Annotated in this window: 20 protein-coding genes and 1 pseudogene; 12 read left to right on the top strand and 9 right to left on the bottom strand. The window is 72.0% G+C overall.

All coding sequences use genetic code 11. The annotated features are described in order from the left end of the window. Positions 1 to 7: 7 nt before the first annotated feature. On the bottom strand, positions 8 to 1,114 hold the full coding sequence (locus OOK38_RS00680; protein ID WP_266848012.1) for an oxidoreductase: 1,107 nt from the start codon (positions 1,112 to 1,114) through the stop codon (positions 8 to 10). Between the two features lie 272 nt (positions 1,115 to 1,386). Here OOK38_RS00680 and OOK38_RS00685 point away from each other — a divergent pair, with 272 nt between their 5' ends. Beyond that, positions 1,387 to 1,803 (top strand): SsgA family sporulation/cell division regulator, encoded by a 417-nt coding sequence (locus OOK38_RS00685; protein ID WP_266764042.1) that lies wholly within the window; start codon positions 1,387 to 1,389, stop codon positions 1,801 to 1,803. Between the two features lie 15 nt (positions 1,804 to 1,818). Here OOK38_RS00685 and OOK38_RS00690 read toward each other — a convergent pair whose 3' ends face one another. Together OOK38_RS00690 and OOK38_RS00695 are read right to left on the bottom strand one after the other, a co-directional pair. After that, positions 1,819 to 2,655, bottom strand: coding sequence for an isocitrate lyase/phosphoenolpyruvate mutase family protein (locus tag OOK38_RS00690; RefSeq protein ID WP_266764041.1), 837 nt, complete (start codon positions 2,653 to 2,655; stop codon positions 1,819 to 1,821). Between the two features lie 463 nt (positions 2,656 to 3,118). Next, positions 3,119 to 3,799, bottom strand: a complete 681-nt coding sequence (locus tag OOK38_RS00695; RefSeq protein WP_266764040.1) for a GPP34 family phosphoprotein — start codon at positions 3,797 to 3,799, stop codon at positions 3,119 to 3,121. A 298-nt stretch (positions 3,800 to 4,097) separates the two neighbouring features. Between OOK38_RS00695 and OOK38_RS00700 the strand changes: the two genes are divergently transcribed. The 3 genes from OOK38_RS00700 to OOK38_RS00710 all read left to right on the top strand — a co-directional run bounded on the left by OOK38_RS00700 (position 4,098) and on the right by OOK38_RS00710 (position 7,828). Further along, on the top strand, positions 4,098 to 5,732 hold the full coding sequence (locus OOK38_RS00700) for an ABC-F family ATP-binding cassette domain-containing protein (protein WP_266764039.1): 1,635 nt from the start codon (positions 4,098 to 4,100) through the stop codon (positions 5,730 to 5,732). A gap of 129 nt (positions 5,733 to 5,861) precedes the next feature. Further along, positions 5,862 to 6,638, top strand: a complete 777-nt coding sequence (ddaH, locus tag OOK38_RS00705; protein ID WP_266764038.1) for a dimethylargininase — start codon at positions 5,862 to 5,864, stop codon at positions 6,636 to 6,638. A 212-nt stretch (positions 6,639 to 6,850) separates the two neighbouring features. Then, a complete protein-coding gene (locus OOK38_RS00710) occupies positions 6,851 to 7,828 on the top strand; it encodes an acyl-ACP desaturase (RefSeq protein WP_266764037.1) in 978 nt (325 codons plus the stop codon). Between the two features lie 182 nt (positions 7,829 to 8,010). Here the strand turns inward: OOK38_RS00710 and OOK38_RS00715 are convergent, their stop codons facing one another. Both OOK38_RS00715 and OOK38_RS00720 read right to left on the bottom strand, forming a co-directional pair. Continuing rightward, positions 8,011 to 11,499 (bottom strand): hypothetical protein, encoded by a 3,489-nt coding sequence (locus OOK38_RS00715; RefSeq protein WP_266764036.1) that lies wholly within the window; start codon positions 11,497 to 11,499, stop codon positions 8,011 to 8,013. 100 nt (positions 11,500 to 11,599) lie between these two features. After that, a complete protein-coding gene (locus tag OOK38_RS00720) occupies positions 11,600 to 11,845 on the bottom strand; it encodes a WhiB family transcriptional regulator (RefSeq protein ID WP_266764035.1) in 246 nt (81 codons plus the stop codon). Between the two features lie 270 nt (positions 11,846 to 12,115). On the opposite strand from OOK38_RS00720, the gene OOK38_RS00725 reads away from it, so the two are divergent. Beyond that, complete coding sequence (locus OOK38_RS00725; RefSeq protein ID WP_266765945.1) at positions 12,116 to 12,907, top strand: VOC family protein; 792 nt, start codon at positions 12,116 to 12,118, stop codon at positions 12,905 to 12,907. A gap of 191 nt (positions 12,908 to 13,098) precedes the next feature. On the opposite strand, the gene OOK38_RS00730 is transcribed toward OOK38_RS00725, so the two are convergent. Beyond that, entirely contained in the window at positions 13,099 to 14,136 is a 1,038-nt protein-coding gene (locus OOK38_RS00730; protein ID WP_266764034.1) for a LacI family DNA-binding transcriptional regulator, read from the bottom strand. Between the two features lie 490 nt (positions 14,137 to 14,626). Beyond that, on the bottom strand, positions 14,627 to 15,388 hold the full coding sequence (locus tag OOK38_RS00735; protein WP_266764032.1) for a maleylpyruvate isomerase family mycothiol-dependent enzyme: 762 nt from the start codon (positions 15,386 to 15,388) through the stop codon (positions 14,627 to 14,629). A 159-nt stretch (positions 15,389 to 15,547) separates the two neighbouring features. On the opposite strand from OOK38_RS00735, the pseudogene OOK38_RS00740 reads away from it, so the two are divergent. Continuing rightward, positions 15,548 to 16,311 (top strand): annotated as a pseudogene (locus tag OOK38_RS00740) (IS5 family transposase); the annotation flags it as partial. Positions 16,312 to 16,379: 68 nt separating this feature from the next. Here OOK38_RS00740 and ligD read toward each other — a convergent pair. Beyond that, positions 16,380 to 17,411, bottom strand: coding sequence for a non-homologous end-joining DNA ligase (ligD, locus tag OOK38_RS00745; protein ID WP_266764031.1), 1,032 nt, complete (start codon positions 17,409 to 17,411; stop codon positions 16,380 to 16,382). 74 nt (positions 17,412 to 17,485) lie between these two features. Here ligD and OOK38_RS00750 point away from each other — a divergent pair, with 74 nt between their 5' ends. Both OOK38_RS00750 and OOK38_RS00755 read left to right on the top strand, forming a co-directional pair. Then, positions 17,486 to 18,556, top strand: coding sequence for an ATP-dependent DNA ligase (locus OOK38_RS00750; RefSeq protein ID WP_266764030.1), 1,071 nt, complete (start codon positions 17,486 to 17,488; stop codon positions 18,554 to 18,556). 177 nt (positions 18,557 to 18,733) lie between these two features. Further along, on the top strand, positions 18,734 to 19,714 hold the full coding sequence (locus OOK38_RS00755; RefSeq protein ID WP_266765944.1) for a DUF3048 domain-containing protein: 981 nt from the start codon (positions 18,734 to 18,736) through the stop codon (positions 19,712 to 19,714). 23 nt (positions 19,715 to 19,737) lie between these two features. Here OOK38_RS00755 and OOK38_RS00760 read toward each other — a convergent pair whose 3' ends face one another. Then, complete coding sequence (locus OOK38_RS00760; RefSeq protein WP_266764029.1) at positions 19,738 to 20,202, bottom strand: MarR family winged helix-turn-helix transcriptional regulator; 465 nt, start codon at positions 20,200 to 20,202, stop codon at positions 19,738 to 19,740. Positions 20,203 to 20,448: 246 nt separating this feature from the next. On the opposite strand from OOK38_RS00760, the gene OOK38_RS00765 reads away from it, so the two are divergent. Genes OOK38_RS00765 through pcaH form a run of 4 tightly spaced genes read left to right on the top strand, consistent with a single transcriptional unit; the run spans position 20,449 to position 23,855 of the window. Continuing rightward, positions 20,449 to 21,231 (top strand): CoA transferase subunit A, encoded by a 783-nt coding sequence (locus OOK38_RS00765; RefSeq protein WP_266764028.1) that lies wholly within the window; start codon positions 20,449 to 20,451, stop codon positions 21,229 to 21,231. Further along, positions 21,231 to 21,878 (top strand): CoA transferase subunit B, encoded by a 648-nt coding sequence (locus OOK38_RS00770; RefSeq protein ID WP_266764027.1) that lies wholly within the window; start codon positions 21,231 to 21,233, stop codon positions 21,876 to 21,878. Before OOK38_RS00765 ends, OOK38_RS00770 begins: the two co-directional genes overlap by 1 nt. Beyond that, on the top strand, positions 21,875 to 23,077 hold the full coding sequence (locus OOK38_RS00775) for a thiolase family protein (protein ID WP_266764026.1): 1,203 nt from the start codon (positions 21,875 to 21,877) through the stop codon (positions 23,075 to 23,077). The genes OOK38_RS00770 and OOK38_RS00775 overlap by 4 nt, the downstream gene beginning before the upstream one ends. Positions 23,078 to 23,087: 10 nt before the next feature. Further along, on the top strand, positions 23,088 to 23,855 hold the full coding sequence (gene pcaH / locus OOK38_RS00780; protein WP_266764025.1) for a protocatechuate 3,4-dioxygenase subunit beta: 768 nt from the start codon (positions 23,088 to 23,090) through the stop codon (positions 23,853 to 23,855). Position 23,856: the final 1 nt, after the last annotated feature.

Here is a 23,856-nt window from a genome sequence, read left to right on the forward strand (position 1 = left end):
GCCCGGCTCAGCGTTCCAGCCGGGCGACCCGTCCCTTCTCCCCGGAGGCCCAGCAGCCCAGGTCCGGGGTGCAGTCCACGGTGTCGTACGAGCCGGTGTCGAGGGTGCGCCAGGTGCGGCCGCCGTCGGTCGTCAGGTCGGTGCCGGTGGGGCCGACCGCGAGAGCGGCGGTGCGGCTGTGCGGAAGCCAGGTGACGCCCGAGCGGTAGGCGGGCGGGGGCCGGTCCGCGGTGGTCCAGGTGCGGCCACCGTCCGGGGTGACCGCCGCGGCCTTCGGCGAGGCCTGGTCGGCGCGGTAGTCGCCGCCGACCGCGAGGCCGTGGACCCGGTCGCGGAACGCGAGGGCGAAGACACCGCGCGCCGGATCACCGGCGGGGACCGGGGTGTCGGTGGCGGTCCAGGTCAGCCCGCGGTCCGAGGAGTGCAGCACGCGCGCGCGAGCGCCCCCTCCCGTGGCCAGCCACACATCGCGGGGCCCCGAACCGACCAGACACTGCCCGCTCGCGGCGAAGCCGGCCTCGCCGTCCTGCGCGGCGGGCATTCCGGCGCTGGGCAGCACCTTCCAGGAACGGCCGCCGTCGCTGGTCGACAGGATGCGGAACCTGCCGTCCACCGGGTCGCTCATCGCCAGGCCGTGGCGCCGGTCCAGGAAGGTCAGGCAGTCGTAGAACGCCTTGGCGTCGGTGTTGCGGAAGGACTCCGTCCAGGTGGCACCGCCGTCCTCGGTCCTGAAGACGCGGGACGCCTCGCCCTCGCCGATGGCCAGAACCACGGCCCGCCGCGCGTCGAACGCCTCGATGTCGCGGAACTCCAGGTCCGCCGCCCCGGGCGGCGACACGTTCCGCCAGAGCCCGCCGCCGTCCGTGGTGCGCAGCACGGTGCCCTTCGAGCCGGCCACCCACGCGGTGTCCCGGCTGACGGCGGACAGGCCGCGGAACCGTACGTCCGTACCGCTGTCCTTGAGCGCCCAGTGCGGGGTTCCCGCCCCCTCGTGCGCGGGCGCGGGCACCGCCGCCGCGGGCACCGCCACCGCGAGCGCCGCGCCGAGCGCTGCCGCGCCCAGTCCCACGGTGACCGTCCGGCTCGTACGTCTCGTCTTCCCCAAGCCCCTCATGGCGGGCGAAGCTAGTCCACTCCCCCGATGTCGTCCAGATGGCCTCCCGCGGGAACCTTCGGGGCCCGCCCGGGTGTCCTCTCGGGTGTCCGGCGAGCGCGGGACGGAAAGGGATCATCACGGTCGGGGAAAGTTGATCTCCCCAGTGCATGACCTCGGTGACAGAGGTCACTGTCCTTACAGGTGCACGCGCCGGGTCATTTCTCCGTCTCTTCAATTGACCGGCCTCATCCGCCCGGAGTTCGTTCAGCCGTCAACAAGGGAGCCAGGCGTTGTCCACCGTCATCGAGCAGCCCGTAGAGGCACGCCTCGTCGCCGCCGCGCCGCGGATGCCGAGCATTCCCGCAACGCTCCACTACGACCGGACCGACCCGTTCGCCGTCCGCATGACCTTCCCCGCCCCCGCCACGCTCGAGGGCGTGGAGGTCTGCTGGACCTTCGCCCGCGAGCTGCTGGTGTCCGGCCTCGAGGACTCGGTCGGGTACGGCGACGTGCGGGTGCGGCCGTACGGCTACGACCGCACCGTGCTGGAGTTCCACGCGCCCGAGGGCACCGCCGTGGTGCATATCCGCTCGGGCGAGGTGCGGAACTTCCTGCGGCTCACCACCGACCTGGTGCCGATCGGCCTGGAGCACCTCCAGGTGGATCTGGACCACGACCTGGCGGAGCTCATGCGGGGCACCTGCTGAGCTGCGCGGGCTCCTTCAACGGGCGCGGCTCATCAGGGCGTTGAGCCCGGCGTAGTCCAGCCCGTCCGTCAGCGTCCCGTAGGTCCCCGTGTCCAGCAGCTCCCGCGCGGCACGCCGGACCAGGGCGTGCGCCGCCTGCGCGATGCCCGAACCCGCGCTGACCCGGGCCACCCCGAGGGCCGCCAGCTCACCGACGGACGGCGCTCCGGGACCCACCAGGATGTTCACCGGGCCGTCGACGCCCTCGACGAGCGCCTTCACGATCACCGGATCGACGGCTCCGGGGACGAAGACGCCGTCGGCTCCGGCCGCGAGGAAGGCGGCAGCCCTCTCCAGGGTCTCCTCCACCCCGCCCGCGCCGCGCAGATAGGTGTCGATGCGGGCATTGACGAACAGCGGCACGCCCGCCGCGTCGGCGGCCGCGCGGGCCGCCGCGATGCGCTCCGCCTGCTCACCGACCGGGCGCAGCGGCCCGGCTCCCTCCGTGTGGAGCGCGTCCTCGATGTTCACGCCCACGGCGCCCGCCGCGAGTACGGCGCGGACCGTGTCCCCGACGCCCTGGGCGTCGGGCGCGTATCCGCTCTCGATGTCCGCGCTGACCGGCACCCCGACCGCGGCGGCGATCCGCGCGACGGCCGCGAGCGCGCTCTCCCTGTCCAGCCGGTCCCCGTCCGCCGTGCCCAGATCCCAGGCCAGCCCCGCGCTGGTCGTCGCCACCGCGGCCGCGCCGGCCTCTTCGACGATCCGGGCGCTGGCCGTGTCCCAGGCGTTCGGCAGTACGAGGGGGCGGCCGGGCACATGCAGGGCGCGGAAGGCGAGGGCGGTTTCGCGGAGCTGCTCGGTGTTCGTCATGGGGACGAGCCAAGCACGGGCGGCGCGGCGGGGGCTGGCGGGAATCCGACGTGAACGTGGCGGACGCGCCCCCGTACGGGAACCCCGGCCCCGAGGCGCGCGCGTCGACCCCGCGCCCGTTCGCTGAGGATGACGGAAGCCGTGCCCGCCGCCTCGCGTTCCGGGGACAGAGGGGGTCCGCCCCGCCCATGCGGTGCGGGGTCGCGGAAGCCCTGCCCGGCACCCCACGCGCACAGGACGAGGGACCCGCCCACACCCGTCGAGCCGAACGTACCCGTGGCCGCCGCCCCGCGTTCCGGGGAGCGCGGGGGTCCGCCCCGCCCATTCGGTGCGGGGTCGCGGAAGCCGTGCCCGGCACCCCGCGCGCACGGGGCGAGGGGGCCCGCCCACGCCCGTCGAGCCGAACGTGCCCGTGGCCGCCGCCCCGCGTTCCGGGGACAGTGGGGGTCGGCTCCCGGAACGTTCAGCTCCCGGTGGTCGAGGCCGTGGCCGATGCCGTCGTCGCCGCCACGATCACCGCCGTACGGACCTCCTGGATGACCTTCTTCAGGGCCGGAGCCGCCGCGCCGCCGCGTTCGGTGAGTTCGTCGATGCGGGCCTTGTGGAGCTTGCGCTCCTTGGGGGACGCGAGAGTGCGGAGCTCGGCCGCGGTGGCGAGGGCCACGAGGGCGGCGTCGCGGTCGGAGACCTCGGCGACGGGCAGCGGTCCTTCCAGCACCTGTCGGGCCTCCGCGCGCAGCGCCTCCACGGCGGGCACCCGGTCGAGCTCGTACTCCACGGAGGGGAAGAGTCCGAGGACCCGCTTCCGCTCCGCCCTCAGGTATCCCCCGGCGGCGAGCTGGGCGCGTACGGCGTCCAGGGTGACCCGGGCCCGCAGCGTGACCCAGGGCTTCCACTTGCGGGGCCGGGACTCCGCGACGAGTTCCAGGAGCCCGTCGAGGACGAGGTCCCCCGTCCGGAAGTCGGGGTCCACGGGGGTGACGATGCCGTCGTCGTCGAGGAGCAGCCCGCGCTGGGCCAGCTCGGTGAGGGCACCGGCGCGCACCAGGTGATGCAGGTGGGTGGAGCCGGTGATCTTCAGTTTCGTGGTGTCCCAGGCCAGGAGGTAGAGCCGGGCGGGCAGCGAGAGCGAGCCGTTCGGCACGGGATCTCCTTGGTTCGTCGGGGGCGCGTTAATCCTTTGACAGCCCACCGGGCTGTCCCTACGGTGTATAGCGGTTCTGTTGCCGTCGAATGGAGAAGGACGTTGCTCGTCTGAGGTCTGAGACACCGCGTCACACAGCCGGTTCTGTCCGGCCCACGTGTGCGCAGCGTGCGACCTCGGCGTTCGAGCCGTCCTTCGGTGCGGGCCTTCTTCTCGCTCTCCTCCGAACTGGATCGTCGTCGCCTCGCGGTGTCCCGTACGCGTACCCCCGACCGAATCCAGCAACCGCGAGGCCTCCATGTCAACGTTCCCCACCTCAGTCTCCTGCACCTCCCTGTCCTTCTCCTGGCCGGACGGCACCGAGGTCTTCGACGACCTCCAGATCGCCTTCGGACCCGGCACGACCGGGCTCGTCGGCGCCAACGGATCAGGGAAATCGACCCTGTTGAAGCTGATCGCCGGAGACCTCACCCCCGCCGACGGCACCGTCCGGGTCGCGGGCGAGGTCGGCCATCTGCCGCAGAACGTCACGCTCGACACCGCCCTTCGGGTCGACGAGGCGCTCGGCATCGCCGCCACCCGCGCCGCCCTGCACGCGATCGAGGCGGGCGACGCGGCGGAGGAGCACTTCGACGTAGTCGGGGACGACTGGGACGTCGAGGAGCGGGCCCGCGCGACTCTCGGCGAACTCGGCCTCGGACACATCGAGTTGGACCGCACGATCGGCGAGGTGTCCGGCGGCGAGTCGGTGCTCCTGCGGCTGGCCGCGCTCCTGCTGCGACGGCCCGACGTCCTGCTCCTCGACGAACCCACCAACAACCTCGACCTGTACGCGCGACAGCGGCTGTACGCGGCCGTGGAGGCCTGGTCCGGGGTCATGATCGTGGTCAGTCACGACCGCGAACTGCTGGACCTGGTCGACCAGATCGCCGATCTGCGTTCCGGTGAGGTCACCTGGTACGGCGGGAACTTCTCCGCGTACGAGGAGGCGCTCGCCGGCGAGCAGGAGGCGGCGGAGCGCATGGTGCGCGTCGCCGAGTCCGATCTGAAGAAACAGAAGCGCGAACTGGTCGACGCCCAGGTCAAACTGGCCCGGCGCAAGCGCTACGGCCAGAAGATGTTCGAGCAGAAGCGTGAGCCGAAGATCGTCATGGGTGCGCGCAAGCGGGCGGCCCAGGAGTCCGCGGGCAAGCACCGCATCATGCACGAGGAGAGGCTGAGCGAGGCGAAGGAGCGTCTCGACGAGGCGGTGGAGGCCGTACGGGACGACGACGAGATCCGGGTCGACCTGCCGTACACGGCCGTGCCGCCGGGGCGCACGGTCCTCACCCTCGACCGGCTGGAGCTGAGGTACGGCGCACGGGTGGACGGCCTGTTCGATCTGCGCGGGCCCGAGCGGATCGCGCTGATCGGGCGCAACGGAGCGGGCAAGACGACGCTCCTCCGAACGATCGCCGGGGAACTGGACGCCGTGTCCGGTGAGGCACGCGCCCATGTGCCGCTGCGCTTCCTGCCCCAGCGGCTCGACGTTCTCGACGACGAGCTGACCGTCGCCGAGAACGTGGCCCGGTACGCGCCGGCCGCCACCAACAACCGGATCCGGGCGCGGCTGGCCCGCTTCCTCTTCAAGGGTGCGAAGGCCGACCAGCGGGCGGAGACGCTCTCCGGCGGCGAACGCTTCCGTGCGGCGCTCGCCGCCCTGATGCTGGCCGACCCCGCGCCGCAGCTCCTGATGCTCGACGAGCCGACGAACAACCTCGACATGGCGAGCGTCCGTCAGCTCACCACGGCCCTGGAGTCGTACGAGGGGGCTCTGATCGTCGCGAGTCACGACATGCCGTTCCTGGAGTCGATCGGCATCACGCGACGACTGCTGCTGGAAGGAGGAGAACTGAAAGAAATCGCCGCGGAAACTGTCGGGTATCCCTCCTAGTGCGGGAGGCGGGGGCGGCCTAGCGTCGGGGGTGGGTGGCGCCCGACGTCAGGCCGGGGGGCTTTTGCGCGCGCGAACCGCGCTGCATGATGTTGCGCCGACACCCCCTGCCGATTCGGAGACCCACCCGTGCCCAGCCAGAAAGCGCTCGTACGCAGGCCCAGCCCCCGCCTCGCCGAGGGGCTGGTGACGCACGTGGAGCGGGCGGAGGTGGACGTCGACCTCGCGGTCGAGCAGTGGGAGGCGTACGCCGAGGCGCTGCGCACGCACGGCTGGGAGACCGTGGAGGTGGACCCGGCGGAGGACTGCCCGGACTCGGTTTTCGTCGAGGACGCCGTCGTCGTCTTCCGCAATGTCGCCCTGATCGCCCGCCCGGGCGCCGAGTCCCGGCGGGCCGAGACCGCGGGGGTCGAGGAGGCCGTGGCACGCCTCGGCTGTTCGGTGAACTGGATCTGGGATCCGGGCACCCTCGACGGGGGCGACATCCTGAAGGTGGGCGACACGATCTATGTGGGCCGCGGCGGCCGCACGAACGCGGCCGGGGTCCAGCAGCTGCGGGCGGTCTTCGAACCGCTCGGGGCGCGGGTCGTCGCGGTCCCCGTCAGCAAGGTGCTGCATCTGAAGTCGGCGGTCACCGCGCTGCCCGACGGGACGGTGATCGGGCACGAGCCGCTGGTGGACACCCCCTCGCTCTTCCCGCGCTTCCTGTCGGTACCGGAGGAGTCCGGGGCGCACGTGGTTCTCCTGGGCGGCGGCAGGCTGCTGATCGCGGCCAGCGCCCCCAAGACCGCGGAGCTGCTCGCGGATCTCGGCCACGAACCGGTGCCGGTGGACATCAGCGAGTTCGAGAAGCTCGAAGGCTGTGTGACATGTCTCTCGGTCCGACTTCGGGAGCTGTACGCCTGAACGAGTGATCGAGACATCCGTCCGGCCCCGCGACCTCGCCGTCCGGGCGCCTCCGGCGTGGGCCGGGGACGTCCGGGACCGCCCTGGAAACACCGCTGATCAGCGGTGTTTACCGGGACCTTAACCTACGGTGTCGTAACCTACGGAGACGTAGCCTACGATGCCGTAGGTTAGCTTTCCGCTCGCTGTCCCCGTCCCTCCCTGGAGCACCCGTGACGATCACTTCTCCTCACCTCGGCAGCCCGTCAGCCGCCTGGACCGACGCTCGCCTGCTGTACGCGTTGGAGGAAGTGGTCGAGACGGAGCTGAACCGCCATCTGAAGGTGGCCAAGGACTGGATGCCGCACGAGTACGTGCCCTTCAGCGACGCCCGCAACTTCCCGGGGATCTTCGAGGACGGCGAGGCCTGGGACAAGGAGCAGTCCAAGGTCACCGAGATCGGCCGGATCGCGCTGGTCGTCAACCTCCTCACCGAGGACAACCTCCCGAGCTACCACCACGAGATCGCCTCCCTCTTCGGCCGTGACGGCGCCTGGGGCACCTGGGTGCACCGCTGGACGGCGGAGGAGGGCCGGCACGGCATCGTGATGCGCGACTACCTGCTCGCCTCGCGCGCGGTGGACCCGGACAAGCTCGAGGCGTTCCGTATGCAGCACATGAGCGAGGGCTTCGAGTCGGACAACCGCCACTCGATGCTGCACTCGGTCGCGTACGTCGCGTTCCAGGAGCTGGCGACCCGCATCTCGCACCGCAACACCGGTCACCAGTCGGGCGACCCGGTGTGCGACCGGATGCTGGCGCGCATCGCGACCGACGAGAACCTGCACATGGTCTTCTACCGCAACCTCCTGAAGGCCGCGTTCGAGCTCGCCCCCGACCTGACCATGCAGGCCGTCCGTGACGTCGTCGTCAACTTCCGGATGCCCGGTCACGGCATGCCCGGCTTCGAGCGCATGGCCGCGCAGATGGCCATCGGCGAGGTCTACAACATGCGCATCCACCACGACGACGTGCTCCAGCCGGTGCTGCGCCACCTCAAGGTCCTGGAGATGGACGGTCTCGGCCCCGAGGGCCTCGAGGCCCAGGAGGAGCTCGGCTTCTTCATGGGCGGCCTGGACTCGGAGGCCTCGAAGTTCGACGAGAAGCTCGCCGCCCGCAAGGCCCGCATGGCGGCCCGCGCGAGCGCGTAGCCCCTCCCGCGACCGCGCGGCTCCTGCCCTCCCCGGGCACACGGCTCGGTCGCCGCGACCGCCGCCCCGCGCCGACACGCGGCTCCGTACTCGGCCCCCGGCTCACACCACCCCGCCTCACGCGGGGGCGTGACCGGGGGCTCGCGCGTGTCCGGACGGGCGCGCAGGCAGGGCGCAGCCGTTCACTCCTGGGCCGTCAGCCGGTTCAGCGCGGCGTCCCTGACGTCGGGTACCGGGTGGCGGCGCAAGGCTCTCAGGCGGTCCCTCCAGGGGGCGGCCCAGCCCGTACGGGTGCCGATCGCGGCCGTCACGGCCACGGCGAGAAGCCCCTCGGCGTGGCCGCCGTGGGCCGCGAGGCGCCGTACGGCGTCCAGCAGCGCGTCGGGGTCGTCCGCCCGGGACCGCAGCCGGGCCTCCAGGTCTTCGGCCGTCCGGACGGCGAGGGCCGGACGACTGGTGGTCAGGGCCCCGAGCCGCTCCAGCCGCCGCGGGTCCGCGTCCAGGTCCAGATGGGTCACGGCGAGCGCGGCGGCCTGCGGCACGAAGGCGTCGTAGCCGGCGAGCAGCTCCACGGCGGCCAGGGCGGCGGGGCGGGCCGCCGCCGGGTCCGTGGCGGCGCTCAGGCCGAGACAGGCGACGAGGTGGGCGAGCCGCTGCCGGGCGGGCCGGTCCCGCCGCTCCTCCGCGTCGGCGCGGGCCGAGGCACCGGCTTCCGTCACGGCCAGGACCTCTGCTCCGGCTCGTGCCCCGGCCCCGGCCCCAGCTCCAGCCCCAGCCCCTGCTCCAGCGCCAGCTCCATCCGCTCCGGCCCCGGATCTATCCCCTCCGGCCGCTGCACCAGCCTCCGCGTCCGCCTCCGCGAGCGTTCTCAGGGCCCGCTCGAACCCGTCGACGCCACCCGGCGAGCCCGCCGCCACGGTGACCAGCCCCTGGGCCGCCGCGCGCCAGCCCGTGCGGTCCGTGAGGTCCGTGGTGGCCGCGGCGAGGACCGTGGGGGCCTCCGGCGACCACGGAGCCCAGCGGGCGAGGGCGGCGAACGCGAGGGCCGCGGTCTCGGGGTCGTCAGTGGCGGTCACCTCCCGGACCAGTCGGGCGTAGCGCTCGCGATGCGGCTCGGGCAGATCGAGCGCGGTGACCCGAAGGACCCCTGCGCGCAGCACCGGCTCGGCGCCCGCGGCATCGCGCAGCACGTCCCAGACCGGTTCCTCGTCGAGCAGACCGCTCGTGAAGGCCACGACGGCGGCCCGTACGTCCACGTGGGCGCCCGGGGCGGCGTACGCCTCGGTCAGCAGCTCGGCCGCTCGTGCTTGCGGGAGCCGGACGGCGGCGAGCCGGGCGGCCTCCTTGCGGCTGGTCACCTTGGTGTCCGGCGCGAAGAGCACCGCGCGCAAGGGCCCGGCCAGACGCGACGGCGCGGCATACCGGGATGCCCGCGTGGCCGCGTGCACGGCGACCCGCGCCCGGTCGTCGCCCGCGCGGGCCAGCAGCTCGGGCAGCGCGTCGGCGGGCCGGTCGGTGCGGGCGAGCGCGGCCAGGGCCGCTTCGGCGAGCACCACGTCCGGGGCCTTCGTCCAGCGTCGTACGAGCTCCGTGCCGCGGCCCGGGACCAGTGCGGCCTGCGCGAGGGCCGCGGCCCGCTGGTGCAGCGGCGATCCGGCGTCCTCGACCTCCCCGGTCAACTGCCGTATCGCGGACCGCTGTTGGCGCGGCACCCATCGGCGTACATCGCGGTCCACCGGTACGGTCCAGGGGGTGCCCCTGGTCAGGAAGCGCCCGTACGGCGGGGCTTCGGCGAGCAACGGATCGAGCAGGTCGGTGCGGCGCCGGGTGACCACGTGGAGGACGGGCCACAGTGCGGCCGCCGAGGGTTCCAGGGCGAGGATGCGGGACACCCGCTCGTCCCGGGTCGCGGGCGGCTCCAGCCAGAGATCGACGGCCGTCCGCACCGTGGTGTCGTCGCCGTACCTGATCGCCTGCCAGAGCAGTTCCTGGAGTTCCGGCATGCCGGCGGCGCGGCGCCCCACCGCCCGGGCCACGGCGAAGGCGAGGCTGTAGTCGGCCTTCTCCGCGCCCGCCTCGATCCACGGCCGCAGAGCCTCGTACACCTGGTGTTCCTGGCCCCGGCGCAGCTTGGCGTCCAGGCGGCCGAGGTCCGCGCCGCCGGTGCTGCCGGATATCCGGACCAGGGTGCGCAGGGCCCAGTTCACCAGCTCCCTCGATCCGCCCGCCGCGTGCTCGCGCAGGACGGACAGGGCGAGCACACTGAGGTGCCGACGGGTGGCGGGCGAGGAGTCGCGGGCCTCGACCGCGTCCGCGGTGATCCGGTCGAGGCAGGGTTCGGCGTCCTCGGTGAACAGCGCGGGCCGCACCCCGGACAGCGCTCCGAGCGCGGCCGAGCGCACCGGGTCCTGTTCGTTGCGCAGCCGCCCCATGTCCCGCAGTACGGAGGTGACTGCGTCGCTGTCCCCGGAGCGGGCGGCGTTGCGGATGAGCAACGGCCAGGCCTGCGCGCGGTCTTCGGCGGCGGGGCGCCGGGTGGCCGCGTCCAGGCGGTCCCGCACTTCGGCGACGGGCAGGAAGGACTCCGCGAGCAGCGGGGAGTGCCAGGCGGCGCCGCGTTCACGCGCGTCGGCTGCCATCCGGCGGGCTTCCTCGGCGACGCAGCTTCTGGGCAGCGCCTCGAGGACGAGTGCGTCGACAGTGCCGCGACCGGCACCGCGGCCCTCCTGGACGGCCCGGTAGAAGGCGTGACGCCGCGCGGGCGGCAGGGCTCGCAGGAGCGGCGCGAGGTCGCCGGACTCGGCCAGGGACCGTCCGTACGAGGTGAGTTCGGGCGCGCCCGAGCGGGCGAGTCTGCGCAGGACGTCAGGCCCCGGTGCCCTGCCGCGGCGGGCGGCGGTCTCGGCCGGGGCGAGCAGCAGCCGGAGCAGACAGCTCGCGTCGGCGGTCGCGAACCGCGCCAGGTGGACCCGCAGTTGATGGGGAAGCGTGGCGGGGCCGAGGCGTTCCAGCAGGTCGAGTACGCGGATCGGGTCCGCCGCGACGGCGGCGGACACCCCCGCCGCGTACCGGCTCCACCAGGTGGCGCGCAGCGCCTCGGGCAGCGCGGCCAACTCCGCTTCGGCGACGTCCAGAAGGAGGCCGGAATGCCGCCCGGCGAGCGTCTTCCAGCCGGTGACGGCATGGAAGAGTGCGGGCAGCAGCCGACCGGCCGTCCGCACGGTGCAGCCGGGCAGCAGTCGCGCCGCCTCCGCGTCGCCCCACCGGCTCCGCAGCCCGTCCACCAGCCGGTCGGCGAGCGCGGTGCGCCGACCCGAGACGATCGCGCGCAGCAACTCCCGGCGGACCGCTTCCGGTGCGTCGTCGAGCGCCGACTCATAGGCGGAGTCGGGCACATGGAGGCTCTCGGCGACCCGCAGGGCATGTCCGCGCACGAAGGCGTCCGGGTCGGCGATGCGGCCCGCGATCCACTCGGCGTCGCGTCCGACGGACGCCGCGACGATGCCGATCCCCCGCTCGTGGGGGCCGCGCGCGTCGAGTTCCTCGAGCACCGGGCGCGGCTCGTCCATCTCCCTCACACGCAGAACGAGTTCGCGCATGCGCTGCGGGTAGGGCAGCGGATCGAGAGCGTTGAGCAGGCTGTCGACGATCTGCTGCGGGGTCCGGTTCATGCGGGGATTGTGCCTGCCGGCGGTGGTACGGCGAACCGGTTTACCGGTTGCGGGCGACGACGCTCGCGCCATCACCCACCCGAAAGGAACGGAACGGGCGTCATTCCATGGCGCGTCGGAGGCCCAGGCGCTCCTTCTCGGAGAGGCCGCCCCACACTCCGAAGCGTTCGTCATTGCTCAGCGCGTAGTCGAGGCACGCTGAACGCATCTCGCACATCCCGCAGATGCGCTTCGCCTCGCGCACCGAGCTGCCCGGCTCGGGAAAGAAGAAGTCCGCCCCCGTCTGCGCGCACAACGCCTGCTGCTGCCAGGCGATGTCGGACGGAGTGATCGTTTCCAAGTGCATGGTCAGGATCGTGCCTCGCGGCGAAAAACGTTCGATCAACGCGGGATCAACGCCGTGTTCCGAGGCCTCCGGCCGCCCCGATGATGGACCGCGGAAGCGTCCGGGACACGGCGGCGCGCGGGGCGGAGCGCGAACAATACGAATCCCTCCGGACACCGAGAGTGATGGAGTCCGCCGCCTCGTACGGGCTGCGCGTCCCGGCGGCGATTGTCAGTGGGCGGTGGAAGACTCGGCATCAAAGGCAACGAGATCACCCAAAGGAGGGCAATGATGCTCACCACCCGTTTCGTCAACGGCGCCCCGAACTGGCTGGATGTCGGCACAGCCGACATCGAGGGCGCCATCTCCTTCTACGGAGGCCTCTTCGGCTGGCAGTTCCAGTCGGCGGGGCCCGACGCCGGCGGCTACGGCTTCTTCCAGGTCGGCGGGAAGACCGTGGCCGGCGGCATGCAGGTCACCGCCGAACAGGGTCCGCCGTCCTGGAACGTGTACTTCCAGACCGCGGACGCCGAAGCCACGGCCAAGGCGGTCGAGCAGGCCAAGGGCACCGTGCTGATGCCGCCCATGGACGTGATGGGCGAAGGCCACATGGCCATGCTCGCCGACAAGGCGGGTGTCATGTTCGGCATCTGGCAGCCGGGCCGGACGAAGGGCCTGGGCATGGCCGGGGACCCGGGCTCGCTGTGCTGGGTCGAGCTCTACACCCCGGACATCGCGGCGGCCGCGGCGTTCTACAACTCGGTCTTCGGCTGGAACACCTCGGCGGTTCCGTTCCCCGGCGGCACCTACACCTGTATCAACCCCGCGGAGACCGAGGTGGAGGACATGTTCGGCGGAGTCGTGCCGCTCGCCGACGACCCGGTCGAGGCGAAGACCGGTGCGTACTGGCTTCCGTACATCGAGGTCCCCGACACGGACGCCGTGGTCTCCAAGGCCCAGGAGCTCGGCGGCACGGTCCGTATGCCCGCGACGGACATGGAGGGCGTCGGCCGCATGGCCAAGCTCGCGGACCCGTACGGGGCCCGCTTCGCGGTGATCAAGAGCGCACCGCAGCAGAGCTGACGTCCCCGGTCGGCGGGATCCGGGCACACGGGGTCCCGCCGATCGCCGTCGCCGCGGGTCGACTCACCGGTTCGCCGGGCACCTTGGCCCCGCGGGAGTGGGCGAGGACCGGGAGGGGGGCGACAACCGGGAGAGGGCGAGAACCGGGAGGGGGCGGGCCCGACGCCCTCGCGCCGTGCCCGGTCGGAGACCTACGCGGAGGCCCGCTTCACGACCGTCGTCGGCAGGACCACGCCGGAGGGTTCGGCCACCGGGCTTTCCGCCGCCGCCCCGCCCTCCAGTCCACGGATCAGCAATCGGGCCATCAACCGGCCCATCTCCTCTATGTCCTGACGGACCGTCGTCAGCGGCGGATCGGTCTGCTCGGCGATCGGCAGCATGTCGTCGAAACCGATCACGGCGACGTCCTCGGGCACCCGGCGCCCCTGCTCACGCAGCACGCGCAGCACGCCGAGGGCCGACAGGTCGTTCGCCACGAACACCGCGTCCACGTCGGGGCGGCGCTCCAGCAGTTCGCGCATCGCCCGTTCGCCGCCCGCGGGTGTGAAGTCCCCCTGCGCGACGAGCCCCGGATCGGCGTCGGCCATGACATCCCGGAAGCCGTCCAGCCGGTCGACCGCGGACGTCTGGTCGAGGGCACCGGTGATGTGGGCGATGCGGGTCCGCCCGAGACCGAGGAGGTAGCGAACGGCCTGGCGGGCCCCGCCCCGGTTGTCGCAGTCGACGTACACCGCCTCACGGACGCCGTCGCCCCAGCCGGGCCGCCCGCCGAACACGGTCGGCACACCGGCGCCGTGGATCAGGCCGGGCAGCGGGTCGTCGAGGTGCAGCGAGAAGACGAGCGCGCCGTCGACGTGGCCGCCGGCGAGATAGCGGGCGACGCGCGCGTGGTCGTCGCGGCCCTCCGTGAGCAGCAGCACGAGCTGTGAGTCGTGCGCCGTCAGTTCCTTGCTGATGCCCCGGAGTTGGAGTGCGAAGAAGGGGTCGGCGAAGACTCTGGTCTCCGGCTCGGCGATCACGACGGCGACCGCGTCGTGGCGCCGGGTGACAAGGCTGCGGGCGGCCTGGTTCGGCACGTAGCCGAGTTCTTCGACGGCCCGGCGCACCCGCTCGACCAGCGGCTCGCGGACCCCGTCCCCACCGTTCACGACCCGCGACACGGTGGCGCGGGAGACCCCGGCCCGCGCGGCCACGGCCTCCAACGTCGGGCGCGACGCTGTCTCGGTCACCTCAGGGCACCTCCTCGGCGGATGCGGATCAGGATAGCCGCGCGGCCGCTCGCTCCGTGAGATCGCTCCCCGATCAACGAAATCGGCTCGAACCCGAGCCCAGGATCTCGAACCGAGCCCAGGAAACGGGTGGAGGTGGGTCTGTTTGTCCGGGTCCGCGGGGCGGCCCGCACTTCAGCGACTCAGCCCGCGCACGCACGCGTCGGCCACCTGCCGGGCATCGGCCTGACCTCGGGACGACGGCCAACACCCAATCCCAGCAACCCAATCCCAACACCCAACGCCCAACACCCCACGGCTCTAAGAGCACCTAACAGAAAGCCTGGTCGTAGCCATATCCTCTTCCTGGCTGAGTCGGCAGTGCTGCGGGAGGCGCCCTGACCCGAGCTGTACGAGGCCGTACTGGCCGTCCGCCGCGCGGACGCGGAGCTGTTCGCGATGTTCACCGAGGCGGACGTCATCGAGGCCGTCCGCCGGCGGTATCGACTGGCTATTCCTCGGGCTCCCAGGCGATCAAATGCTCGAACACCTGCTGGTCGCCCTCGATCTTCAGGTCGCTCAGCGTGAGGCGGCCCCAGACGAAGAGGAGCAGCTGCTCGGCCGTGCCCGTGGCCGAAGCGGAGGCGGGCGCGGCGTCGTCCGTGAGGGGTGCGGGCCAGGCGCCGGTGCCGTCCAACGCGAGGAGCCAGGAGCGGCCCTCGGTGGCGTGGTAGTGGATGGTGGCGGCCTCGTGCGGCCAGGCCGCCGGGGTGGAGTTGCAGGTGTCGAGGAACTCGGCCACGCCGTCGATCGCGACGTCCGCCGGCATCGGCTGCACGGCGCCTGCGGCGAGCTGGGCGTCGTAGGTGTGCACCAGCACCTCGTGCACCCGCCGCCGGGCAACGCCCCAGGCATTCGCCGGCGACACGCCGGCGCCCCACCACGTCCAGCACTCGCGCTCCGGGCCGGCCTCGCGCAGCGCGCTCAGCAGCAGCTCGTTCGACTCGGCGTACCAGGCCAGCAGCGCCTCGAGCTCGCGCGGCGCCTCCGCGGCATCCTTGGCCGGCGGAGCCTCGGCCGGGCCCGCGGCGACGATCGCGGCCCACCAGCGCTGGCCCGTACACAAGTGCTGCACCAGATCGAACACCGTCCACTCGGGGCAGGACGGCACCGGCGCGTCAAGGCTGGGCGCGGCGGCAACCGCACTCCGGAACGCGGCCGACCGCTCGTCGATCAGTCGCAGCAGGGCGGAAAACTCAAGACTCTCTGTCACATCGCTTACCTATCACCCCAGCTCAGCCGACCGCACCCTATTTTCCAGGCCGTCAGCTGCGGGAGTTGGAGCACCTATTGGAGAGCCTGGTCGTAGCCATATCCCCTTCCTGGCCGGCTCGTTGAACGAGTTACGGGGAAGGGGAACGGTCCTCCGTGGATGGTGCCGGATGACCTGTGGGGGCGGATCGAGCCGTCGCTGCCGTTCAGGCAGCGGCGTTCGCGCCATCCCGGCCGGCTGCCACTGGACGACCGTGGCTGCCTGCAGGGCATCCTGTTCGTGCTGCACACCGGGATCCAGTGGGAGTGGCTGCCGCAGGAGCTCGGCTTCGGGTCCGGGATGACGTGCCGGCGCCGGCTGCGGGACTGGCACGAGGCCGGGGTGGGGGACCGGCCGCACCAGGTGATGCTGACCGAGCTGCACCGTGCCGGGAAGCCGGACTGGTCCCGGGCGGTGATCGACGGCTCCCACCACCAGGCCCGTCGGGGCGGTCCAAAACCGGGCCGAGCCCGGTCGACCGTGCCCGGCCCGGCTCGAAGCACCACGTCATCACCGACGCAGGCGGCACCCCGCTCGCCATCGCCCTGACCGGTGGCAACCGCCATGACATCACCCAGCTGGTGCCCCTGCTCGACGCGATCCCGCGGATCCGCGGAGTGACCGGTCGCCCCCGTCACCGGCCGCGGCAGTTGTTCGCCGACCGGGGCTACGACTTCGACAAGTACCGTCGGCTCCTGTGGAAGCGCGGCATCAAGCCGGTCATCGCCCGACGCTGAGTTCCGCACGGCTCCGGCCTGGGCTCGGTCCGCTGGGTAGTCGAGCGGACGAACGCGTGGATCCACGGCTTCCGACGGCTACGGATCCGCTGGGAGATCCGCGACGACATCCACGAGGCGTTCCTGAAGCTCGCCTGCTGTGTGATCACCTACAGGCGAGTCCAGGCAGGTGTTAGCTCCTCCAAGGCTCTACGGCTCTACGGCTCTACGGGCGATCAGGCGCTCGGCGGCTCGGCGTCCTCGTGCTTGGCCCGGCTCGGCTGTACCCGCTTGGGCTCGCCCGGCATCTTCGGGTACTCGGGCGGATAGGGGAGGTCGCCGAGGCCGTGGTCGTGCTCGTCACGGCTGGCGAGTTCCAGCAGGGCCTCGAGGGAGAAGGCGTGGTCGTCCATGTCGGCGTGCACATCGCCGAGTTCGGCGAAGCGCCCCGGCATGGTCGCCAGGTCGAAGTCCCGGGGCCTCGCGTCCTCCACCTCGTCCCAGCGCAGCGGCGCGGAGACGGGGGCGTGCGGGCGGGGACGTACGGAGTAGGCGGAGGCGATGGTGCGGTCGCGCGCGGTCTGGTTGTAGTCCACGAAGATCTTCTCGCCCCTCTCCTCCTTCCACCACGCGGTGGTGACCCGATCGGGCATACGGCGTTCGAGCTCGCGCCCGACGGCGATGGCGGCCCGGCGGACCTGCGTGAAGGTCCAGCGCGGCTGGATCGGCACGAACACGTGCAGCCCGCGGCCCCCGGAGGTCTTGGGCCAGCCGCGCAGATCGCCGTACTCGTGGAGGACCTCGCGGAGTTCGTGGGCTGCGCGCACCGCGTCGGCGTAGTCGGTGCCGGGCTGCGGGTCGAGGTCGATGCGCAGTTCGTCGGGGCGGTCGACGTCGTCGCGGCGGACCGGCCACGGGTGGAACGTGAGCGTGCCGAACTGCGCGGCCCACAGCACGGCGGCGGGCTCGGTGGGGCACATCTCGTCGGCGCTGCGGCCACTGGGGAAGGTGATGTGGGCGGTCGGGATCCAGTCGGGCATGTTCTTGGGCGCCCGCTTCTGGAAGAAGGACTCTCCGGTCACCCCGTCCGGGTAGCGCTCCAGGGTGGTGGGGCGGTTGCGCAGGGCGCGCAGGATGCCCTCGCCGACGGCGAGGTAGTACTGGGCGAGGTCCAGCTTCGTGAAGCCGCGCTCCGGGAAGAAGATCTTGTCCGGGCTGGACAGACGTACGCTCCTGCCGGCCGCTTCGAGTTCCACCGCATCGCCCATGCGAGCCACGGTAGGCGCAGCACGCATGCCGCGCACACCGGGCGGATGCCCGCGCCGCCGCGCAGAATCGGAGCATGGACCTGCCGGTGATGCCACCCGTGAAGCCGATGCTCGCCAAGTCCGTGGCGAAGATCCCGCCGGACATGCACTACGAGGCGAAGTGGGACGGCTTCCGGGCGATCGTGTTCCGGGACGGCGAGGAGCTGGAGATCGGCAGCCGCACCGGCAAGCCGCTGACCAGGTATTTTCCCGAGCTCGTCGAGGCGTTGCGGGAGCGGCTGCCGGAGCGCTGCGTGATGGACGGGGAGATCGTGATCGCCAGGGAGGGGCGGCTCGACTTCGACGCGCTCACAGAACGGATCCACCCGGCGGACTCACGGGTGCGGATGCTGGCCGAGCGGACCCCCGCCTCTTTCGTCGCCTTCGACCTGCTGGCGCTGGCCGACGCATCACTGCTCGACGTTCCGCTGAGCGACCGGCGCGCCCTGCTGGTGATGGCCCTTTCGGGGGTGACGGCGCCGGTGCACGTGGCGCCGGCGACCACGGACCGCGAGGTCGCGCAGCGGTGGTTCGAGCAGTACGAGGGGGCGGGGCTCGACGGCGTGATCGCGAAGCCGCTCACGCTGCCGTATCTGCGCGACGAGCGGGCCATGTACAAGATCAAGCACGAGCGGACGGCGGATGTGGTGGTCGCCGGGTACCGCTTCCACAAGAGCGGGCCGGTCGTCGGGTCGCTGCTGCTCGGTCTGTACGACGACAAGGGCACGCTCCAGCACGTGGGCGTGAGCGCCGCGTTCACGATGAAGCGGCGGGCCGAGCTGGTGGAGGAGCTGGAGCCGTTGCGGCTGGAGGACGCCGCGGAGCATCCGTGGGCGGCCTGGGCGCAGGAGTCGGCGCACGAGACGGCTCGGTTGCCGGGAGCGCCCAGCCGGTGGTCGGCGAAGAAGGACCTGTCCTGGGTGCCGATCAGGCCCGAGCGGGTGGCCGAGGTGGCGTACGACCACATGGAGAACGGCGTACGGTTCCGCCACACCGCCCGTTTCCGCCGATGGCGCCCCGACCGCACCGCCGAGAGCTGCACCTACGGGCAGCTGGACGAGCCGGTCGGCTACGACCTCGCGGAGATCCTCGGACCGCAGGACTGACGCGCGGGACGCGGAACGAGCACCTCCGTGGTTCCGTTTCCCTCAGCCCGGCACCTCCCGCTGAGCCGATCAGCTCAGTCGACGCGCGCAATCAGAAACGATCGGGTATGGCCACCGATGAACTGATGAGCGGACAATCGATGGCACGGGACAGGTGGCACGGTGGGCATGCGAGAGATGGTGCGGATGCGGCGCGGCGCTTGGGCGGCGGCGCTGCTGGCCGTCACGGTGACGGGCTCCCTGATGACGGGCTGCACCGCGGGGGACGGATCGGTCGACGACGGCCGGGCTCAGTCGCCGAGCCGGAGCGACAGGCCGGACCCGAGCGAGAGCGGGGGGCCGGACGCCGGCTCGGTGCTCGCGGTGAAGATCGACAATGTGCCCGCCGCCCGCCCCCAGACGGGGCTCGACGCGGCGGACGTGGTGTACGCGGAGCAGGTCGAGGGCGGCCTGAGCCGGCTGATGGCCGTCTTCGCGAGCACATACCCGAAGGCCGTCGGGCCCGTGCGCAGCGCCCGCGAGTCGGATCTGGAACTGCTGAGACAGTTCGACGAGCCGACGCTCGCCTTCTCCGGGGCCCAGCGCAAGCTGCTGCCACTGATCGACGACGCTCCGCTCGATCCCCAGCTGCCGGGGAAGGTGTCCGGCGCCTGGTACCGCGGCGCGGGCAAGGCCGCGCCGCACAATCTGTATCTGCGCCCGCAGCGGCTGGTGGGCTCCGCGCCGGGCGACGCCGCGCTGACCACGGGCTTCCGCTTCGGTGCGGCGCCCTCGGGAGGCACCCCCGAGACCTCCCGCACCGTGCGCTTCCCGTCGGCCCGCTTCACCTTCACCTGGTCCGCCGAGCGGAAGCGCTGGCTGGTGGCCATGGACGGCACGCCGACGGTGACGACCGAGGGCGCCTCGGTGGCTCCGGCGACGGTGGTCGTCCAGTACGTGAAGGTGCGCAAGTCCAAGTACCACGACGTCCTCGGCAACAACTCGCCGTACACGGAGTCGGTGGGCTCGGGCACCGCGCAGGTGCTGCGCGACGGCCGCTCCTTCGAGGCGAAGTGGACGCGGTCCGGAGCGGACGACGGCACGCGGTTCACGACGCCGGACGGCGCGCCGATGAATTTCGCCCGGGGCCAGGTGTGGGTGGTCTTCGCCAAGGCCTGAGAACCCCCTGCCCCCGGCCGCCGCTAGCGCTGCGCGCCGAGGGGGTCCGCGGCGTTGCGGAGCCCCTCGGCGGCGTCCGAGACCCGCTGGATGAGGTCGAAGAAGAGGGTCTGCTCCTCGGCGGAGAGCGGGGCCAGGAAGACCTGGTTCATGCGCGCGGTACGGACGGTCAGTCTGCGGTGGGTGCGCAGTCCGTCGTCCGTGAGGCGGAGCAGGAAGCGCCGTCCGTCCTGGGGATCGCGCACCTTGTCCAGCAGAGCACGGCGCCCGAGCCGGCTGATGACCTCGGCGATGGTGGACCGGTCGAGCCCGACCCGCTCCCCCACCGTGCGCTGGTCGAGGCCGGGCTCGGCGACGAGCGCGTTCAGGACCGCGAACTGGGGCGAGGTGATCTCCTCGGAGACCATCGTGTTCCACAGCAGGTAGTGCGCCTGCTGCAGTCGCCGGGCCAGGTGCCCGGGGTGGGTGGAGAGGTCCACCGCGGCCATGTGCGCTCCTCGGGTCCGGTACGCGCGTGCGTCCGCGTCGCACCAGGGTGATATTCGTTGGTGCACTGAACGATACCTGCCCGCGTTGCGATTGTCCCGGTGCCCGGGATCCTCCCCGATCGGTTCTCCATCAGGGGTATTGACGGGCAGGAGTCCGGGTGGCAGCGTGTTGAGAAACCTCGAGGAATTAATCAGTGCCCTGATTAATTTGGGCACTGGACACGCGGGAGAGATGAGGCTTCACGGATGGACAAGGTGGTCGCCACGGCACTGGAGGCGGTGGCCGATGTACCGGACGGCGCGACACTGGCGGTCGGCGGATTCGGCCTCGGCGGCGTCCCGAACGTGCTGATCGAGGCCCTTCACGCACGCGGCGTCCAGGGGCTCGGGGTGGTCTCCAACAACTGCGGGGCCATGGACTCGGGGCTCGCGATCCTGCTCGCCGCCGGGCGGATCGCCCGTGTCACCGGCTCGTACATCGGCGCGAACAAGGAGTTCGCCCGGCAGTACCTGGCCGGCGAGCTGGAGGTCGAGATGATCCCGCAGGGCACGCTGGCCGAGCGGCTGCGCGCGGGCGGTGCCGGGATTCCCGCCTTCTACACGCCCGCCGGAGTCGGCACGCTGGTCGCCGACGGCGGACTGCCGTGGCGGTACGACGGCCACGGCGGCGTCACGCTGGCCTCCCCGCCGAAGGAGGTGCGCGAGTTCGACGGCACCCCGTACGTGCTGGAGCACGGCATCCGCACCGACTTCGCCCTGGTACGGGCCGCGAAGGGCGACCGGCACGGCAACCTCGTGTTCAACAAGTCCTCCCGGAATTTCAACCCGCTCGCGGCGATGGCCGGCCGGGTGACGATCGCCGAGGTGGAGGAGCTCGTGGAGCCGGGCGGGATCGATCCGGACGCGGTGCATCTGCCGGGCATCTTCGTGCAGCGCGTCGTGGCCCTGACTCCCGAGCAGGCGGGAGCCAAGATGATCGAGAAGCGGACGGTCTCGGCGTCCGCGGCGGACGGAACGGTGAGCGAGTAATGGCCTGGAGCAGGGAAGAGATGGCCGCCCGCGCCGCGCGCGAGCTCGCGGACGGCCAGTACGTGAACCTCGGCATCGGTCTGCCGACACTGATCCCCAACCACCTCCCCGCGGGCGTCGAGGTGATCCTGGAGTCGGAGAACGGCATTCTGGGAACCGGCCCCTACCCGGCCGAGGACCAGGTCGACCCCGACCTCATCAACGCGGGCAAGGAGACCGTCACGGTCCTGCCGGGCGCCTCGTACTTCGACTCCTCGCTGTCCTTCGGGATGATCCGCGGCGGGCACATCGACGTCGCCGTGCTCGGAGCGATGCAGGTCTCGGCGGGCGGCGACCTCGCCAACTGGGCCGTCCCCGGCAAGATGATCACCGGCATCGGCGGCGCGATGGACCTCGTGCACGGGGCCCGTACGGTCATCGTGGTGATGACCCACACCGCCAAGGACGGCTCGCCCAAGATCCTTGGGGAGTGCGAGCTGCCGCTCACCGGGAAGGCGTGCGTGAACCGGATCATCACCGATCTGGGCGTCCTCGACGTCACCGACGAGGGGCTCCTGCTGGTGGAGACGGCTCCCGGTGTCACAGCCGAGGAGATCAGGGCGAAGACCGCCGCCGAGGTCCGTGTCGTGGAGGAGATCCCGTCGTGAAGGACGTCTACATCGTCGATGCCGTCCGGACGCCGGTCGGCAAATACAACGGCTCGCTGGCCGGCGTCCGCCCGGACGACCTGGCCGCCCACGCCATCCGTGAACTCCTCGCCCGGACCCCGGAGCTGGACCCGGCGCGGATCGAGGACGTGTACTTCGGCAACGCCAACGGCGCGGGCGAGGAGAACCGCAACGTGGGCAGGATGGCCGCCCTCCTCGCCGGACTGCCCACCTCCGTGCCGGGCGTGACCGTCAACCGGCTGTGCGCCTCCGGGCTCGAAGCCGTCATCCAGGCGGCCCGCGCCATCGCCCTGGGCGACGCCTCGATCGCCCTGGCCGGTGGCGTCGAGTCGATGACCCGTGCCCCGTACGTCCTGCCCAAGAGCGACCGGCCGTTTCCCGCCGGGCACGCCGAGCTGTACTCCACGACCCTCGGCTGGCGCATGGTCAATCCGCGGATGGACCCGCAGTGGACGATCCCGCTCGGCGAATCCGCCGAACTCATCGCGGACAAGCACAAGATCACGCGTGAACAGCAGGACGAGTTCGCCCTCGCCAGCCACCGGAAGGCCGCCCGTGCCCGGGAGGAGGGCCTGTTCGACGCCGAGATCGCCCCGTTGTCCCTCCCCTGGCGCAAGGGCGACCAGGTCGTGTTCGGCGCCGACGAGTGCGTACGCGCCGACGCGTCCCTCGACGCGATGGCCCGGCTGAAGCCGTCCTTCCGCACGGAAGGGGGCACCGTGACCGCGGGCAACGCCTCGCCCCTCAACGACGGCGCCGCCGCCCTGCTGCTGGTCGACGCGGAGGGGCTGGAGGCCACCGGCCGCGAGCCCCTCGCCCGTGTCTCCGCCACCGGCGTGTCCGCGGTCGACCCGCAGTACTTCGGACTCGCCCCCGTCGAGGCCGTGAACCGCGCGCTCGCCAAGTCGGGCAAGGGATTTGACGATCTGTCGACACTCGAACTGAACGAGGCCTTCGCCGCCCAGGTCCTCGGCTGTGTCGCCGAATGGCCCGGGCTCGACCCCGGGATCCTCAACCCCCAGGGCGGCGCCATCGCCCTCGGCCACCCCCTCGGCGCCTCCGGTGCCCGGCTCGCCGGCACCGTCGCCCACCAACTCGCCCGCAAGGGAAGCGGAGTTGGTGTCGCCACCCTCTGTATCGGCGTGGGCCAAGGTCTCGCCCTCGTCCTCGAACGCTAGGAAGTCGGCCATGGCTCTGACCCAGTCGGACATCGACGTCGAGATCAAGGATCTCCAGGACGCCTACGACAAGGCGGTGGCCGGCGGCGCGCCCGTGCGGCACCACCCCGCTCGCGACTACGCCCCGTACCGCAGCTCCGGGCTGCGCCACCCGAAGCAGCCGCTGGTCGCCGTGAGCGGCGACCCGGAGACGGTCGAGCTGTCGGGCCCGGTCTTCGGGGTCACCGACATCACCGAGATCGACAACGACCTCACCCTGCAGCACCGCGGTGAGCCGATCGGCGAGCGGATGACCGTCTCGGGCCGGCTGCTCGACCGCGACGGCCGTCCGGTGCGCGGTCAGCTCGTCGAGATCTGGCAGGCCAACGCGGCCGGACGGTATGCCCATCTGCGCGAGCAGCACCCGGCACCGCTCGACCCCAACTTCACCGGTGTGGGACGCACCCTGACGGACGATCAGGGCCGGTACGCGTTCACCACGATCAAGCCGGGCCCGTACCCGTGGGGGAATCACACCAACGCGTGGCGGCCCGCCCACATCCACTTCTCGGTCTTCGGCACGGCCTTCACGCAGCGGCTGGTGACCCAGATGTACTTCCCGAGCGACCCGCTGTTCCCCTACGACCCGATCCTGCGGTCCGTGACGGACGAGGCGGCCCGCGACCGGCTGATCGCCACCTACAACCACGATCTCTCGCGGCCCGAGTTCTCCATGGGCTACGAGTGGGACATCGTCCTCGACGGTCCCTCCGCCACCTGGATCGAGGAAGGCCGTTGAG

The sequence above is a fragment of the Streptomyces sp. NBC_00568 genome (assembly GCF_026341855.1).
Taxonomy (GTDB): Bacteria; Actinomycetota; Actinomycetes; order Streptomycetales; family Streptomycetaceae; genus Streptomyces.